Raw genomic sequence first — 14,817 nt, forward strand, 5'->3', positions numbered from 1 at the left:
ATTTGACCCCCTCCTGACTACGAGAGACCGCTCCCATGTTGGCACCCAAGCGCCTGCTCACTGCCCTCGCACTGACCCTGATTGGCACCACCGCCCAGGCGGCCGACGAGGTGGTGGTCTACTCCTCGCGCATCGACGAACTCATCAAACCGGTATTTGACGCCTACACCCAGGAAACCGGGGTCAAGATCAAGTTCATCACCGACAAAGAAGCGCCGCTGATGCAGCGCATCAAGGCCGAGGGTGAAAACGCCACCGCCGACCTGCTGCTCACCGTTGACGCCGGCAACCTGTGGCAGGCCGAGCAGATGGGCATCCTGCAACCGTTCACCTCGCCGGTGATCGACGCCAACATTCCCAAGCAATACCGCGCGTCCAGCCACGCCTGGACCGGCCTGAGCCTGCGGGCGCGGACCATCGCCTACTCCACCGCGCGGGTCAAACCCGGTGAACTGACCACCTACGAAGCCCTGGCTGATAAACAGTGGGAAGGGCGCCTGTGCCTGCGCACCGCGAAAAAGGTCTATAACCAGTCGCTGACCGCCACCCTGATCGAAACCCACGGCGAGGCCAAGGCCGAGGAAATCATCAAGGGCTGGGTCAACAACCTGTCTACCGATGTGTTCTCCGACGACGTCGCGGTACTGGAGGCGATCAACGCCGGGCAGTGCGACGTGGGCATCGTCAACACCTACTACTACGGGCGCCTGCACAAGCAGAAGCCGGACCTGGGCGTGAAACTGTTCTGGCCCAACCAGGCTGATCGCGGCGTACACGTGAACCTGTCGGGCATCGGCCTGACCAAGCACGCGCCGCACCCGGCAGCGGCCAAGGCCCTGGTGGAGTGGATGACCACCGCCCCAGCGCAGAAAATCTTCGCCGACGTGAACCAAGAATTCCCGGCCAACCCGGCCGTGGCACCGTCCGCCGAAGTGGCGGGGTGGGGCAAGTTCACCGCCGATTCGCTGCCCGTGGAAGTCGCCGGCAAGCGCCAGGCGCAAGCCATCCGCCTGATGGATCGCGCTGGCTGGAACTGAGTACAATCTGTAGCGCAGCGTAATGCCCGTGTGGGAGCGGGCCTGCTCACGATAGCGGCCAGTCAGCCGAAACCTTGGTTGACTGAGCCACGCGTATCGCGAGCAGGCTCGCTCCCACAGTGTTTTGTGCCGCTCCCCAGTCCGCCCTCTGAGAGAGTTTTTTCTTGGCCCATCCCGCCCAACGCCGCTGGTATCCCCTGGTTTTTGCCGTCGCCGCGCTGGTGTTGCTGCCGCTGAGTGTGCTGCTGCTGTCGTGGCAGTCGGTCGATACGCAGATCTGGTCGCACCTGTGGCAAACCCAGATGCCGCGCCTGCTGGGCAACACCCTGACGCTGGTGCTGGGGGTGGGCGTGGGTGTGACGCTGCTGGGGGTGAGCCTGGCGTGGTTGACCAGCCTCTGTGAGTTCCCCGGCCGGCGCTGGCTGGACTGGGCATTGATGCTGCCCTTCGCCATCCCCGCTTATGTATTGGCCTTTGTCTTTGTCGGCCTGCTGGATTTCTCGGGGCCGGTGCAAAGCCTGCTGCGCGAGTGGTTCGGCACGGGCCTGCACCTGCCGCGGGTGCGCTCCACCGGCGGGGTGATCCTGGTGCTGGTGCTGGTGTTCTATCCCTACGTTTACCTGTTGGCGCGCACGGCGTTCCTGGCCCAGGGCAAGGGCCTGATGGAAGCGGCGCGGGTGCTCGGCCAATCGCCGTGGCAAGCGTTCTGGCGCGTGGCCCTGCCCATGGCGCGCCCGGCCATTGGCGCGGGGGTGGCGCTGGCGCTGATGGAAACCCTGGCGGATTTCGGCGCCGTGTCGGTGTTCAATTTCGATACCTTCACCACGGCCATCTACAAGACCTGGTACGGCTTTTTCAGCCTCTCCAGCGCCGCTCAGCTGGCCAGCCTGCTGTTGCTGGCGGTGATGCTGGTGCTTTACGGCGAACGCCGCGCCCGGGGCGCCAGCCGCGCCAGCAACGAGCGCCCGCGGGGCAAGGCGTTGTATCACCTGCGCGGCTTCAAGGCCCTGGCCGCCAGCGGTTGGTGCCTGTTGGTGTTCGCCTGTGCGTTCGTCATCCCCATGCTGCAATTGCTGGTGTGGTTCTGGCAACGCGGGCGCCTCGACCTCGACGAACGCTACGCTGCCCTTATCAGCCACACCCTGTACTTGGGCGCTATGGCTGCGTTGATTACCGTCAGCGTGGCCCTGGTGCTGGCCTTCGCCCGGCGCCTGGCGCCGACCCGGGCGATTCGTTCCGGGGTCAGCCTGGCGAACCTGGGCTACGCCTTGCCGGGTTCGGTGCTGGCGGTGTCGATCATGCTGGCGTTCAGCTACCTGGACCGCGTGCTGGTGATCCCGGCCTCGTCCTGGCTGGGCGGTGCCGGTAAGCCATTGCTGCTGGGCAGCCTGGCGGCGCTGTTGCTGGCGTATCTGGTGCGTTTTATCGCAGTGGCCTACGGGCCGCTGGAGAACAGCCTGGGGCGAATCCGCCCGTCATTGCCCGAAGCGGCACGTAGCCTGGGTGTCAGTGGGCCGCGACTGTTTTTCAAAGTGTATCTGCCGTTGTTGCTGCCCGGCACCCTGAGTGCGGCGCTGCTGGTGTTCGTCGATGTGCTCAAGGAAATGCCCGCCACCCTGCTGATGCGCCCGTTCGGCTGGGACACCCTGGCGGTGCGGGTGTTCGAGATGACCAGCGAGGGCGAGTGGGCGCGGGCGTCGTTGCCGGCCCTGACCCTGGTTTTGGTCGGCCTGTTACCGGTGATCGGATTGATCCGCCGCTCGGCGCATCGAACGGGCTAGGTGCTAGTCCTACACCTTGCGGCTACAATGCGCCGCATTCGGTGCGGTCCGCCTGACCGGCCGGGTCGCTGAAAGCCGTCGCAAGCCCTGTATTGCGGGGCTTTTGCCAGCACAGCGCCCGCGCACCTTCGCCACGCCCGGAAGGAGAAACCCATGGGACAGCGCACGCCTCTGTATGACCTTCATCTCGCCCTCGGCGCGAAGATGGTCGATTTTGGCGGTTGGGATATGCCTTTGCATTACGGCTCGCAAGTCGAGGAGCACCACCAGGTGCGCCGTGACTGCGGGGTTTTCGATGTATCCCACATGACCGTGATCGACGTCGCCGGCCCCCAGGCCAAGGCGTGGCTCCAGCATTTGCTGGCCAATGACGTCGAACGCCTGCACAGCACCGGCTCTGCCTTGTACAGCGCCATGCTCAACGAGCGTGGCGGCGTGGTGGACGACATGATCGTCTACCGTCTCGACGAGGGTTACCGCTTGGTGGTCAACGCCGCGACCCGCGACCAGGACGTGGCCTGGATGCACGCGCAACTGGGCGCCTACCAGGTGCAACTGCATGAGCGTACCGAGTTGGCGATGCTGGCGATCCAGGGGCCCCATGCCCGGCACAAGATCGCCGAACTGGTGAGCCAGCCCCGCGCCGCCATGATCCAGCAACTCAAACCCTTTGAAGGCCACGCCGATGGCGACTGGTTCATCGCCCGCACCGGTTACACCGGCGAGGATGGCCTGGAGATCCTCCTGCCGGCCGACCAGGCCCCGGGGTTTTTCAACGACCTGGTGGGCGCCGGCATTTCCCCCATCGGCCTTGGCGCCCGTGACACCCTGCGCCTGGAGGCCGGCATGAACCTCTACGGGCAGGACATCCACCAGGACGTCTCGCCGCTGGCGGCCAACATGGCCTGGAGCATCGCCTGGGAGCCGGCCAGCCGTCATTTCATCGGGCGCAGCGCCCTAGAGGCCGAAAAAGCCGCTGGCGTGGCGACTAAACTGGTGGGCCTGGTGCTGGAAGAACGCGGTGTTCTGCGTGCCCATCAGGTGGTGCGCATCGCCAATGTTGGCGAAGGTGAGATCACCAGTGGTAGTTTCTCCCCTACGCTTAGCAAGTCGATTGCCCTGGCCCGCGTGCCGATGGCGACCGCTGACCGTGGCGAAGTGGAAATCCGTGGCAAGTGGTATCCGGTTCGTGTGGTCAAGCCCACGTTTGTGCGGCACGGCAAAGCCTTGATCTAACTCCCTATTGGCGGGTATCAGCCGCTGACATTTCTTCTTGAGGACACCGAATATGAGCAATATCCCTGTCGATCTACGGTTTGCTGAAAGTCACGAATGGGCCCGCCTGGAAGCTGATGGCACGGTGACCGTCGGGATCAGCGACCACGCCCAGGAAGCCTTGGGCGATGTGGTGTTCGTGGAGCTGGCCGAAATCGGCAAGGTGTTCGCGGCGGGCGATCAGGCCGGTGTCGTTGAGTCGGTGAAAGCCGCTTCCGACATCTATGCCCCGGTGGCCGGCGAAGTGATCGCGGTCAACGAGGCGCTCACTGGCGAGCCTGAATTGCTTAACAGCGCGCCCTATGATTCGTGGATCTTCAAGCTCAAGCCGAGCGACAAAGGTGAGCTGGACAAGTTGCTGGACGCTGCTGGCTACAAAGCCGTTCTCGGCGAGTAAGCCCCACGCGGCACCCCAAAGCCCCGACCTGTCGGGGCTTTTTGCTTTTTGCACGCAGGCCCCGGCGACGATTTTGCCGCCGGGCGCGGGCGGGCCCGCTTATTACTAGGTTGTTTGGGCTGCGCTGCATCGCCCCACGCCAGGGCCCACAAGTACTGGCCGACGGTGAACCGGGCGACCGCCATTTGTTCTGCGCCTGTGTGCCGCTGGAGGATTACCGCCAGGCACAAAAAACCGCTCATCGAGAGCGGTTTTTTTCATCGGGTGTCGCGGGTTTACTCGGCGACGGCGTTCTTGGCCAGGATGGCGTTGGCCAGTTCCATGTCTGTGGCGGCCAGGCCTGGGTTGTCGGCACGCACTTTCTGCATGGCGGCTTCCAGGTACGGCCCGCGGATACCACCGTCGCTGGCCACGAAGCTGCCGGCGTCATCCTGGGCGGCGACGATCAGCTTGTGATCCTTGAAGGTCAGGTAGGTGGAGCCAGTGGTGGCGCCTGAGGAAATGACGTTACGCCAGAAGCTGTCGGCCATTGCCGAACCGACAGGAAGGGACAGCAGGGCAAGGGTGGCGACAGCAATTTTGAGACGCATGATGGGTGACTCCAGCTGGGTTATCTGAAGGGTTTGATGCTCGATAGCCCAGTGGAGTTCCGTTGCCATCAGTCGATGCGTTCTACCTGAAGAATGACGCCATCCTGTGCGATAACTCGCACCTGGGCGCCGACGGGTGCGTCCGGGCCCTTGGCCATCCACACACTGTCCGCGACCTTGATCTTGCCGCGCCCGCCGGTAATGGCTTCATGCACGGTGAAGGTGCGGCCGATCAGTTCCTGGCCGCGCAGGTTGAGGTTGGGCTGGTCGCTGGCGCGCACCGCGCTGCGCTGGCGTCGCCACCAGTACAGGGCGGTCAGCACCGAGAGCAGGCCAAACAACAGGAACTGCATTTCCCAGGACAGCTCGGGCATCAGGAACGTCAGCACGCCAACCGCGGCGGCGGCGAGGCCGATCCACAGCAGGTAGCCGCCGGCACCGAACACTTCGAGGATCAACAGCACGGTGCCCAGCGCCAGCCAGTCCCAGAACGACAGTTGTTGCAGGAATTCCCACATGGCGTTGGCCTCAGGCCTTCTTGCTGTCGAAGGTGGCCTTGACGATCTCGCCGATGCCGCCCACCGCGCCAATCACCTGGCTGGCTTCCAGTGGCATCAGGATCACTTTGCTGTTGTTGGCCGAGGCCAGTTTGCCCAGGGCATCGATGTACTTTTGCGCGACGAAGTAGTTGATCGCTTGCACGTTGCCGGTGGCGATGGCTTCGGACACCACCTGGGTGGCGCGGGCTTCGGCTTCGGCCTGGCGCTCGCGGGCTTCGGATTCGAGGAATGCTGCCTGACGTTCACCCTCGGCTTCGAGGATCTGCGCCTGCTTCTTGCCTTCGGCGGTCAGGATCGCGGCGGCACGCAGGCCTTCGGCTTCGAGGATTTGTGCGCGCTTGACCCGTTCGGCTTTCATCTGCCCGGACATGGCGGCCATCAGGTCGGCGGGCGGGCTGATGTCCTTGATCTCGATCCGGGTGATCTTGATGCCCCACGGCGCTGTCGCTTCATCGACGGTGCGCAGCAGTTTTTCGTTGATACCGTCACGCTGGCTGAGCATGGCGTCCAGCTCCATGGAGCCGAGCACGGTACGGATGTTGGTTTGCAGCAGGTTGCGGATGGCGTGTTCGAGGTTGTTCACCTCGTAGGCGGCCTGGGCGGTGTTGACCACCTGGAAGAAGCACACGGCGTCGATCTGCACGGTGGCGTTGTCGGCGGTGATGACTTCCTGGGGCGGGATGTCCAGCACGCTTTCCATGACGTTGATCTTGCGCCCGATGCGGTCCATGACCGGGATGATGATGTTCAGGCCTGGCTTGAGGGTGTTGGTGTAGCGGCCGAAGCGCTCGACGGTCCATTGGTAGCCCTGGGGCACCACTTTGAAACCCATGAAGACGATGGCGATGGCCAAGCCGACGAAAAGCAGAAGCACTGTACCGATTTGCATAACCGTTCCCTGTTCAAGTTTTAATCAAGTGCACGCGAGGGGTGTGATTGTAGCGAGGTGTTTAAAGCAGAAGAACCCGTTCATACGGCTAGCATCATCCCGCCACACAAAAGCCCTCGGCTTCGCCCGTCGCCGGTTCGGCCTGGGGCGTGACCCGCAGCACTTCTTCCAGGGTGGTCAGGCCCCGGGCAACGCTTTGCGCACCGGCCAGGCGCAGGCTGCGCATGCCTTCCTTCAGCGCCTGGCGGCGCAGGGCCAGCAGGTCGAGGTCGGTATGCACCAGGGCCTTGAGGGCGTTGCTCATGGGCATGATTTCGTAGATTCCGGCGCGCCCGCGGTAGCCGGTGTGCCGGCATTCCAGGCAGCCTTCGGCGCGGTGGGCGCCGTCCGGCACCGGCATTTGCCAGGGTTGCACCAGGTTGTCCCAGGCCAGGGGCTCCAGGCTCAAGGGCTGCTTGCAGTGCGGGCAGAGGCTGCGCAGCAGGCGTTGAGCCATGACTCCCAGCAGCGTCGCGCGGATGAGGTAAGGCGCCACACCCAGCTCCAGCAGGCGGCTGATGGCGCTGGGCGCATCGTTGGTGTGCAGGGTGGAGAGCACCAGGTGTCCGGTCAGCGCGGCCTGGATCGCCATTTCAGCGGTTTCCAGGTCGCGGATCTCACCGATCATGATGATGTCCGGGTCTTGGCGCATGAGCGCGCGGATGCCGCTGGCGAAGGTCAGGTCGATGTTGGCCTGCACCTGCATCTGGTTGAAGGCCGGTTCGACCATTTCTATCGGGTCTTCAATGGTGCACAGGTTGATTTCGCTGTTCGCCAACTGCTTGAGGGTGGTGTAGAGCGTGGTGGTCTTGCCCGAGCCGGTGGGGCCGGTGACCAGGATGATGCCGTGGGGCTGGCGGATCATCGGCTGCCAGCGTTGCAGGTCCTGGGGGCCGAGGCCCAGTTGCTCGAAATCCTTGAGCAGCACCTGGGGGTCGAAGATGCGCATTACCAGTTTTTCGCCGAATGCGGTGGGCAGGGTGGCCAGGCGCAACTCCACCTCGCTGCCCTCGGGGGTGCGGGTCTTGACCCGGCCATCCTGGGGCTGGCGCTTTTGTGCGACGTTCATCCGCCCCAGGCTCTTGAGGCGGCTGACCACGGCCATCAGCACGTGGGGCGGGAACTGATAGACGGTGTGCAGGATGCCATCGATGCGAAAGCGCACGCTGCCCTGCTGCTGGCGCGGCTCGAGGTGGATATCGCTGGCGCGCTGGGCAAAGGCGTACTGGAACAGCCAATCGACGATATTGACGATATGGCTGTCGTTGGCGTCCGGTTCCTGGTCGTTGGCGCCCAGGTTGAGCAGTTGCTCGAAGCTGGCCGGGGCGTTGCCGGTGTGGTCGTTGGCGCCGCTGACGGATTTGGCCAAGCGGTAGAACTCCAGGGTCAGGCGCTGGATCTCGACAGGGTTGGCCACCACGCGGCGGATCGGCCGCTTGAGCACATGGGCCAGGTCCGCCTCCCAGGCGTGGAGGTAGGGCTGGGCGCTGGCCACGGTCACGGCGTCGGCATCGACGGCCACTGCGAGGATGCGGTGGCGCTGGGCGAAGGTGTAGGACATCAGCGGCGTGACGGCGGCGACGTCGATGCTCAGCGGGTCGAGGCGCAGGTACGGCTGCTGCGCTTGGCGGGCGAGCCACGCGGTGAGTTGCTCCAGGCCCAGGTGTTGGCCGGGCAGGCGCGGGTCGGCCAATTGTTGGGCGGCGATAAATTCCAACGGGTGTTGCGTCTGGGCGCTGCTGTCGTGGCGGGCGGCGAGGGTACGTTCGGCATCGGGCTGGCTGAGCAGGCCTTGGGCGACTAGATCGCGCAGCAGGTCATTGAGGTCCAGCCAGCGATCCTGGCCATGGCGTGTAGCGGGCATGGGAATTCCCTCCTGGAATGCGCTCGCCAGCGAGCTAGGTATCCAAGACTAGCCGTGGTCGATGGCGCTGTGCTGTACGCCTGCGACTCAAGCGTTGCGGGAGTTTTCCGACGGTACTTACCCCGCCGCGTGCGCAGGTTCAGCCCAGGTCGCCTCGGTTTTTTCCAGGGTCACCGTGTAGACGCTAATCAGGTTGCGGAGTTTTTCCCCGATCACCTGGGCCCGGTGCCAGCTCAAACCATCGACCTCGATATCGATGGCCAGCAGGTCGTCTTCGCGCACGGCACCCACCTGGCAGGGCGTCAGGCACTGCAAGGCGAAATGGTTGAGCACCCGGCACAGCACGTCGGGTTCGGCCTCGGCCAGCAGGTGGTAGCGCGCCCGGCAATGGGCGTTGCCCACGTGCCAGGCGTCGGCGCGGGTGGTGGTGTGGACGGCTTCGAGCGGGGGCACGGCGGGTCTCCTCAATGGTGGGAGAAATATTTACATGGGTTTGGTGGTTTTTCTTGCCTATGATCGGCCTATCTAGGGTGTGTACGACTTGTTCAATTCTTAAAATTGCTGATCGGGGGTTTTTATATGCATAGCGAACTGGACGCCTACGACCGCCGCATCCTGGCGCTGCTTCAGGCAGACGCCTCGCTCTCCAGCGCGCAGATCGCTGAGCAGGTGGGGTTGTCGCAGTCGCCGTGCTGGCGGCGGATTCAGCGGCTCAAGGAGGAGGGTGTGATTCGCGCCCAGGTGACGCTGCTGGACCGCAAGAAAATCGGCCTCAACACGCAGATATTCGCCGAGGTCAAACTCAACGCCCACGGGCGCTCCAACTTCACCGAGTTCACCGACGCCATTCGCGGTTTTCCCGAGGTGCTGGAGTGTTATGTGCTGATGGGCGCAGTGGACTTCCTGTTGCGCATCGTCACCGCCGATATCGAGGCCTACGAACGGTTTTTCTTCGAAAAACTGTCCATGGTGCCGGGCATTCAGGAGGTCAACTCGATCGTTGCCCTCTCTGAGATCAAGTCCACCACCTGCCTGCCGGTGTGAGGCCTAGAGCGTTGGCACCAACAGTTGCTCGTAAAGGGCGCCGGTGATGTTGAGCAGGTCGCTGCAACCGCGGCTGTGGGGCACCTGTTCCAGTGGGTCGCGGCCCTCGCTGCCCGCCAGGCGGATAACCGGGTCGCAGTGCACCACGCCCAGCAGTTGCCGGCCCAGGCGTTTTTTCAGCACTTGGCACATGTCCAGGTTGAAGGAGCTGGTGATGTCGACGCGGTTGATGACGAAGTAGCTCTGCGGCGGGTTGTCCTGCTCCAGATACGGCAGCAACAGGCGTTCCATGTAGTTGGCGTAGCGGTAGGACGAGGTGTCGGCCAGGGTCACCACTAAGGCTTTGTCGGCCAGGCCTAGGGCTTGGCTGAGGTAGGGCGATTCGCCGGCGGGGGTGTCGATGATGACCAGGTCGCGTTCCTCAAGGTTCATCGCCGCCAGTTGCCGGGCGAGCCAGAGAGGGTCTTGGCGCAGGTGCTTTTCCAAGTCGCGTTGTTGCTCGCAGGTGGCGTTGCCAAAGGCCAGCACGCGGCTGTCGGCGAACCCGCCCAGGCTAGCGTCGCGCCAGTTTTTCCCGTGCTGCTGGGTGTGGATCAGGCCTGTGGCGGTGGCGGTGGCACCGAGCCGTGCAGCCAGGGCGTTTTTCGGGTCCAGGTCGAGAGCGAAGGTTTGCCCGCGTGGCAGTTGCAGGGAACTGGCCAGCGCTGCCACCAGGGTGGTCTTGCCCACGTTGGGGCGGGCCGAGGTGACAACGATGACGCGGGCCTTAAGGGCGCCGGGTGCAGGTTCAAGGGGTTGGCCGAAGGCGTTGGTGCGCGGGGCGGCAGGTGTGCGCGCGGCGGTCGGCGGGCGTAGGTCAACGGGCGTGGCTTGCGGGCACTCAGTGTTGCTGGCCCCGGGATGGGTCATGTTGTCCTCACGCTTCACGCTGGTTCTTCCTGGTTAATCGTCAGTCACTTAAAAGCAAAAAATGGGCAAAGAGCGTCCGGAGACCGGCAGTGTCAATGTCCATTTTTTTTGTACGAGTACTCTGTGATATCAGCGTGACAGTGTCATTATTTTGTTGTTTTTATCGGATCAAATCCGACGAACGGTAAGTTGTCATAAATATGGCGTTTATTTGACGGTCGGTGACCTGTCATTCAGCCCCACGACGGCGGCCAACCGTTACAAAAAAGGGCAGTGCAGGGCGATCGTCCCTGGCACTGCCCTTTTTCAAAACCCTGCGCTTAGAGGCGCAGCAGGGTTTTCCAGGCGCGGTTTTGGTACACCGCAATGGCCTGATGCTTGCGCACGTCCAGGGACTCTTCGGTGATTGGCTCGTTGGCCAGTTGCTGCAACTTATTCAGCTCGCCGTAGAGGCGATCCAGTTCCGGGATTTCCAGCACGTGGCGGGCGTGGTGCAACCAGGCCTGGATGCGCTCGATGCGCGGCAGTTGCTCGGCCAGGTCTTCGGGTTGCTGCTGGTAGCGTTGCAGTTGCAGGGCCACGGCTTCGTCGCCCAGCAGGCGCGGCAGCCAACTGCTCAACTGCGCGGCGCCCTGGCGGTTGCCACGGGTGTTGCGCTCGGCGGTCCAGGTGCGGGCCAGCAGCCAGCGCGAGGCGTTGAGGGAGAACTGGCCCCAGCGCGGGTCCTGGAGTTCTTCGAGGAACTGCTCCGGCGCGGCTTTGCGCACGTCTTCGTCGTCTTGCCCGGCCTGGACCAGCGGGCGCCAGTCTTCGAGCAGGGCGTCCAGGGCCAGGCGCAGTTCGCTGGTGGCCTGGCGCGGCGCAGCCTGGCCGAGGCTGGCGATCAGGGCGCGCATTTCGGCGAGGTTGTCCACCCAGTCCTGTAACAGGCGCCAGTGGCCATTGAAGCGATATTGCTCGGCCAGGCGCTGGCTGCTGCCCAGCAAGTGCCAGCTCAGGGCGGCGAAGGCGTCGTCCAACGGCGTTTCGGCACTCAGTTGTGGTGCCGGCAGGCTCAGGGAATAGCTGTTGGCGTCGATCAGGCGATAGCCGCGCTCGGCCTTGCTGATGTCGCACGGCATCAGCGCCAGGGTGGCGGCCAGTTCGGCGGCCAGCTCCAGCAGGGCGCTGGGTTCGCCTTCGCGCAGTTCCAGCTCCAGCTCACAGATTTCTTCTTTCTGTTTACCGGCGATCACCAGGCCCAGGTCCAGGGCTGCTTCGATCACCACCTTGGCCTTGCCACGGCCCCAGGCGATTTCCGCGCGCTCGCGCACGAAGTCGGTGGTGAAGATCGGCTTGAGGGTTTTTTTGTCCAGCTCGGCCAATTGCTCGGGCCAGCATTCGCCGTCGAGTTTCTTCACGTCGAGCTTGGCTTTGGGCAGGTCCCAGTTGTATTCGTTGCGCTCTGACAGGCCTGCAACGCTTTGCCCGCGGGTTTTGAGGGTCTGGATGATGGCCTCGCCATCCTTGCGCAGGCGCAGGGCCACCTTGGCCTGGGCCAGGTCGCGCTCGGGGGTGTCGAAGTATTGGTTCATCAACTCACGGCGTTCCCAGCCACTTTTGTTGCGTTTTTTCAGTAACGGGTGCTCGCGCAGGGCAGCGAGGGTTTCGCGGCTGACGCGCAGTTTGATTTCGGTTTCTTTGTGCATGGCCGGAAAATCCAGGATCGGGAGCGCAGCCGGAGGGAATGTGTGGCTGCCAAGGCCGTGCAGTGTACAGGACTCGCCGGCCCAGGGTCGGCCAACGGTTTATTGTGCGGCGAAGATGGCACTATGATGAGACTCATTGCCTTCCAGGAGCCCGCGCATGCCTTTGCCGTCGATGAAAGACCAGTTCGCTGCGCTGATTGCCGCGCCCTCGGTGAGTTGTACCCAGGCGCACCTGGACCAGTCCAACCGTGGCGTGATCGACCTGCTTGCCACCTGGCTGGGTGATTTGGGTTTTGCTTGTGAGCTCCAGCAGGTCAGCCCGGGCAAGTTCAACCTGTTGGCCAGTTACGGCAGTGGCCCCGGTGGCCTGGTGCTGGCCGGGCATAGCGACACTGTGCCTTTCGACGAAGCGCTGTGGCAGACCGATCCGCTGAAACTGACGGAAATCGACGGCCGCTGGGTAGGCCTGGGCAGTTGCGATATGAAAGGGTTTTTCGCTCTGGCCATCGAGGCGGTGTTGCCGCTGTTGGGCCAACCCTTCAAGCAGCCGCTGCTGATCCTCGCCACTTGCGATGAAGAAAGCTCCATGGCCGGCGCCCGTGCCCTGGCCGAGGCGGGTCGGCCCCTGGGCCGTGCGGCGGTGATCGGCGAGCCGACCGGGCTCAAGCCGATCCGCTTGCACAAAGGGGTGATGATGGAGCGCATCGACATCCTCGGACGCAGCGGCCATTCCTCCGACCCGCGCCTGGGCCACAGTGCTCTGGAAGCCATGCACGACGCCATGGGCGAACTGCGCGGCCTGCGCCTGGCGTGGCAGCGCGAATACCGCAACCCACAGTTCTCGGTGCCCCAGCCGACGCTCAACTTCGGCTGCATCCACGGTGGCGACAACCCCAACCGCATCTGCGGCCAATGCTCCCTGGAATTCGACCTGCGGCCCTTGCCGGGCATGGACCCGGCCGCCCTGCGCGCGGCCATCCGGCAGAAGCTTGAACCGGTGGCCGAGCGGCATCAGGTGCAAATCGACTACGCGCCGCTGTTCCCCGAAGTGCCGCCCTTCGAGCAACGCGAAGACGCCGAGCTGGTGCAACTGGCCGAACGTCTAACCGGCCATCGCGCGCAAGCAGTAGCGTTTGGCACCGAAGCACCTTATCTTCAGCGCCTTGGCTGCGAGACGCTGGTGCTCGGCCCGGGCGATATCGCCTGCGCCCACCAACCGGGGGAATACCTCGAAATGTCACGTTTGCAGCCTACCGTGCATCTATTACGTCAACTGATCCAACACTACTGCCTGACCCCGGCCTGATCCGCCGGTTGCCAGCCCCCGACCCCAAGGAGAGTGCGCGTGTTGCCAAGCCTGTTCCGACGATAACCAACAGCCCGCTGTGCGTTTTGTGCCCACCCTTTTTTCGGCTGCTTTTTATTACAGGTTCAGGTCATGCCCGAATACGTCAATTGGCTTCGTCACGCGTCTCCCTACATCAATGCCCACCGCGACTGCACCTTTGTGGTGATGCTGCCCGGTGATGGCGTCGAGCATCCCAACTTCGGCAATATCGTCCACGACCTGGTGCTGCTGCACAGCCTGGGCGTGCGTTTGGTGCTGGTCCACGGCTCGCGCCCGCAGATCGAAACCCGCCTCGCCGCCCGCGGCCTGATCCCCCATTACCATCACGGCATGCGCATCACCGACGCCGCGACCCTGGAATGCGTGATCGACGCCGTGGGCCAGTTGCGCATCGCCATTGAAGCGCGGCTGTCCATGGACATGGCCGCCTCGCCCATGCAGGGCTCGCGCCTGCGGGTGGCCAGCGGCAACCTGGTCACCGCGCGGCCCATCGGCGTGCTTGAAGGCGTCGACTACCACCATACCGGTGAGGTGCGCCGGGTTGACCGCAAGGGCATCAATCGCCTGCTGGACGAGCGCTCCATCGTGCTGCTGTCGCCGTTGGGCTATTCGCCCACCGGGGAAATCTTCAACCTCGCCTGCGAAGACGTGGCTACCCGCGCCGCCATCGACCTGGGTGCCGACAAATTACTGCTGTTTGGCGCCGACACCGGCCTGATCGACGCTGATGGCCGCTTGGTGCGCGAGCTGCGCCCGCAACAGGTGCCCGCGCACCTGGCGCGCCTGGGCAGCAACTACCAGGGCGAATTGCTCGACGCGGCCGCCGAGGCCTGCCGTGGCGGTGTGGCCCGCAGCCATATCGTCAGTTATGTGGAAGATGGCGCGCTGCTGACCGAGCTATTCACCCGTGACGGCGGTGGCACCCTGGTGGCCCAGGAGCAATTCGAGTTGGTGCGCGAGGCGGCCATCGAAGACGTCGGTGGCTTGCTGGACCTCATCAGCCCCTTGGAAGAACAGGGGATTTTGGTGCGCCGCTCGCGGGAAGTGCTGGAACGGGAAATCGAGCAGTTCAGCGTGGTCGAGCGCGAGGGCATGATTATCGCCTGCGCGGCGCTGTATCAGATCGCCGACTCGGACGCCGGCGAACTGGCGTGCCTGGCGGTCAGCCCGGAATATCGCCACGGTCGGCGCGGCGACGAATTGCTCGAGCGCATCGAAAGCCGCGCCCGGGCCCAGGGCCTCAAAACCCTGTTCGTGCTCACCACCCGCACCGCCCATTGGTTCCGCGAACGCGGCTTCGTGCCCAGCAGCGTCGAACGCCTGCCCTCGGCGCGGGCGTCGCTGTACAACTACCAGCGCAACTCGAAGATCTTCGAAAAGGCACTTTGATAGAAGG

At 63.9% G+C, this 14,817-nt stretch carries 14 protein-coding genes and 1 pseudogene; 8 read left to right on the plus strand and 7 right to left on the minus strand.

Going from position 1 to position 14,817, the window contains the following annotated elements; genetic code table 11:
• The first annotated feature begins 35 nt into the window (after nt 1-35).
• From AC19YR_RS11405 to AC19YR_RS11425, 5 genes and pseudogenes are all read left to right on the plus strand, one after another.
• A complete protein-coding gene (locus AC19YR_RS11405; RefSeq protein ID WP_500598478.1) occupies nt 36-1,037 on the plus strand; it encodes an extracellular solute-binding protein in 1,002 nt (333 codons plus the stop codon).
• 164 nt (nt 1,038-1,201) lie between these two features.
• Complete coding sequence (locus tag AC19YR_RS11410; protein ID WP_095108721.1) at nt 1,202-2,818, plus strand: ABC transporter permease; 1,617 nt, start codon at nt 1,202-1,204, stop codon at nt 2,816-2,818.
• A 153-nt stretch (nt 2,819-2,971) separates the two neighbouring features.
• Complete coding sequence (gene gcvT / locus AC19YR_RS11415) at nt 2,972-4,054, plus strand: glycine cleavage system aminomethyltransferase GcvT (RefSeq protein ID WP_095108723.1); 1,083 nt, start codon at nt 2,972-2,974, stop codon at nt 4,052-4,054.
• A 52-nt stretch (nt 4,055-4,106) separates the two neighbouring features.
• Nucleotides 4,107-4,490 carry a glycine cleavage system protein GcvH gene (gene gcvH / locus AC19YR_RS11420; protein WP_095108724.1) on the plus strand — a complete coding sequence of 128 codons (384 nt, stop codon included), beginning with the start codon at nt 4,107-4,109 and terminating at the stop codon, nt 4,488-4,490.
• A gap of 129 nt (nt 4,491-4,619) precedes the next feature.
• Nucleotides 4,620-4,714 (plus strand): annotated as a pseudogene (locus AC19YR_RS11425) (hypothetical protein); the annotation flags it as partial.
• Nucleotides 4,715-4,765: 51 nt separating this feature from the next.
• Here the strand turns inward: AC19YR_RS11425 and AC19YR_RS11430 are convergent.
• From AC19YR_RS11430 to AC19YR_RS11450, 5 genes are all read right to left on the minus strand, one after another.
• A complete protein-coding gene (locus AC19YR_RS11430; RefSeq protein WP_095108725.1) occupies nt 4,766-5,080 on the minus strand; it encodes a DUF2388 domain-containing protein in 315 nt (104 codons plus the stop codon).
• Nucleotides 5,081-5,148: 68 nt separating this feature from the next.
• Complete coding sequence (locus AC19YR_RS11435) at nt 5,149-5,598, minus strand: NfeD family protein (RefSeq protein WP_095108726.1); 450 nt, start codon at nt 5,596-5,598, stop codon at nt 5,149-5,151.
• A 10-nt stretch (nt 5,599-5,608) separates the two neighbouring features.
• Nucleotides 5,609-6,529, minus strand: a complete 921-nt coding sequence (locus AC19YR_RS11440; protein WP_095108727.1) for an SPFH domain-containing protein — start codon at nt 6,527-6,529, stop codon at nt 5,609-5,611.
• A gap of 94 nt (nt 6,530-6,623) precedes the next feature.
• The gene (gene tfpB / locus AC19YR_RS11445) at nt 6,624-8,432 is read right to left on the minus strand and encodes a type IV pilus assembly ATPase TfpB (protein WP_500598480.1); all 1,809 of its coding nucleotides are present in this window, start codon (nt 8,430-8,432) and stop codon (nt 6,624-6,626) included.
• Between the two features lie 117 nt (nt 8,433-8,549).
• Nucleotides 8,550-8,885 carry an ACT-like domain-containing protein gene (locus AC19YR_RS11450; RefSeq protein WP_095108729.1) on the minus strand — a complete coding sequence of 112 codons (336 nt, stop codon included), beginning with the start codon at nt 8,883-8,885 and terminating at the stop codon, nt 8,550-8,552.
• Nucleotides 8,886-9,011: 126 nt separating this feature from the next.
• Here AC19YR_RS11450 and AC19YR_RS11455 point away from each other — a divergent pair, with 126 nt between their 5' ends.
• Nucleotides 9,012-9,476 (plus strand): Lrp/AsnC family transcriptional regulator, encoded by a 465-nt coding sequence (locus AC19YR_RS11455; protein WP_095108731.1) that lies wholly within the window; start codon nt 9,012-9,014, stop codon nt 9,474-9,476.
• Between the two features lie 3 nt (nt 9,477-9,479).
• Here the strand turns inward: AC19YR_RS11455 and bcsQ are convergent, their stop codons facing one another.
• Nucleotides 9,480-10,403: a cellulose biosynthesis protein BcsQ gene (gene bcsQ, locus AC19YR_RS11460; RefSeq protein WP_500598483.1), complete on the minus strand. Its 924-nt coding sequence runs from the start codon at nt 10,401-10,403 to the stop codon at nt 9,480-9,482.
• Nucleotides 10,404-10,705: 302 nt separating this feature from the next.
• The gene (locus AC19YR_RS11465; RefSeq protein WP_500598485.1) at nt 10,706-12,073 is read right to left on the minus strand and encodes a CYTH domain-containing protein; all 1,368 of its coding nucleotides are present in this window, start codon (nt 12,071-12,073) and stop codon (nt 10,706-10,708) included.
• Nucleotides 12,074-12,230: 157 nt separating this feature from the next.
• Here AC19YR_RS11465 and argE point away from each other — a divergent pair, with 157 nt between their 5' ends.
• Together argE and argA are read left to right on the plus strand one after the other, a co-directional pair.
• Complete coding sequence (gene argE, locus AC19YR_RS11470) at nt 12,231-13,379, plus strand: acetylornithine deacetylase (RefSeq protein WP_095108735.1); 1,149 nt, start codon at nt 12,231-12,233, stop codon at nt 13,377-13,379.
• A 132-nt stretch (nt 13,380-13,511) separates the two neighbouring features.
• On the plus strand, nt 13,512-14,810 hold the full coding sequence (argA, locus tag AC19YR_RS11475) for an amino-acid N-acetyltransferase (RefSeq protein ID WP_095108737.1): 1,299 nt from the start codon (nt 13,512-13,514) through the stop codon (nt 14,808-14,810).
• Nucleotides 14,811-14,817 lie beyond the last annotated feature (7 nt).

This window comes from Pseudomonas sp. MF08817 (assembly GCF_059862705.1).

Bases quoted from the DNA above. Each gene is read 5' to 3' on its own strand.
- AC19YR_RS11405 (WP_500598478.1), top strand. From the start codon at position 36: ATGTTGGCACCCAAGCGCCTGCTCACTGCCCTCGCACTGACCCTGATT.
- gcvT (WP_095108723.1), top strand. From the start codon at position 2,972: ATGGGACAGCGCACGCCTCTGTATGACCTTCATCTCGCCCTCGGCGCG.
- gcvH (WP_095108724.1), top strand. From the start codon at position 4,107: ATGAGCAATATCCCTGTCGATCTACGGTTTGCTGAAAGTCACGAATGG.
- AC19YR_RS11430 (WP_095108725.1), bottom strand. From the start codon at position 5,080: ATGCGTCTCAAAATTGCTGTCGCCACCCTTGCCCTGCTGTCCCTTCCT.
- AC19YR_RS11435 (WP_095108726.1), bottom strand. From the start codon at position 5,598: ATGTGGGAATTCCTGCAACAACTGTCGTTCTGGGACTGGCTGGCGCTG.
- AC19YR_RS11440 (WP_095108727.1), bottom strand. From the start codon at position 6,529: ATGCAAATCGGTACAGTGCTTCTGCTTTTCGTCGGCTTGGCCATCGCC.
- tfpB (WP_500598480.1), bottom strand. From the start codon at position 8,432: ATGCCCGCTACACGCCATGGCCAGGATCGCTGGCTGGACCTCAATGAC.
- AC19YR_RS11455 (WP_095108731.1), top strand. From the start codon at position 9,012: ATGCATAGCGAACTGGACGCCTACGACCGCCGCATCCTGGCGCTGCTT.
- AC19YR_RS11465 (WP_500598485.1), bottom strand. From the start codon at position 12,073: ATGCACAAAGAAACCGAAATCAAACTGCGCGTCAGCCGCGAAACCCTC.
- argE (WP_095108735.1), top strand. From the start codon at position 12,231: ATGCCTTTGCCGTCGATGAAAGACCAGTTCGCTGCGCTGATTGCCGCG.
- argA (WP_095108737.1), top strand. From the start codon at position 13,512: ATGCCCGAATACGTCAATTGGCTTCGTCACGCGTCTCCCTACATCAAT.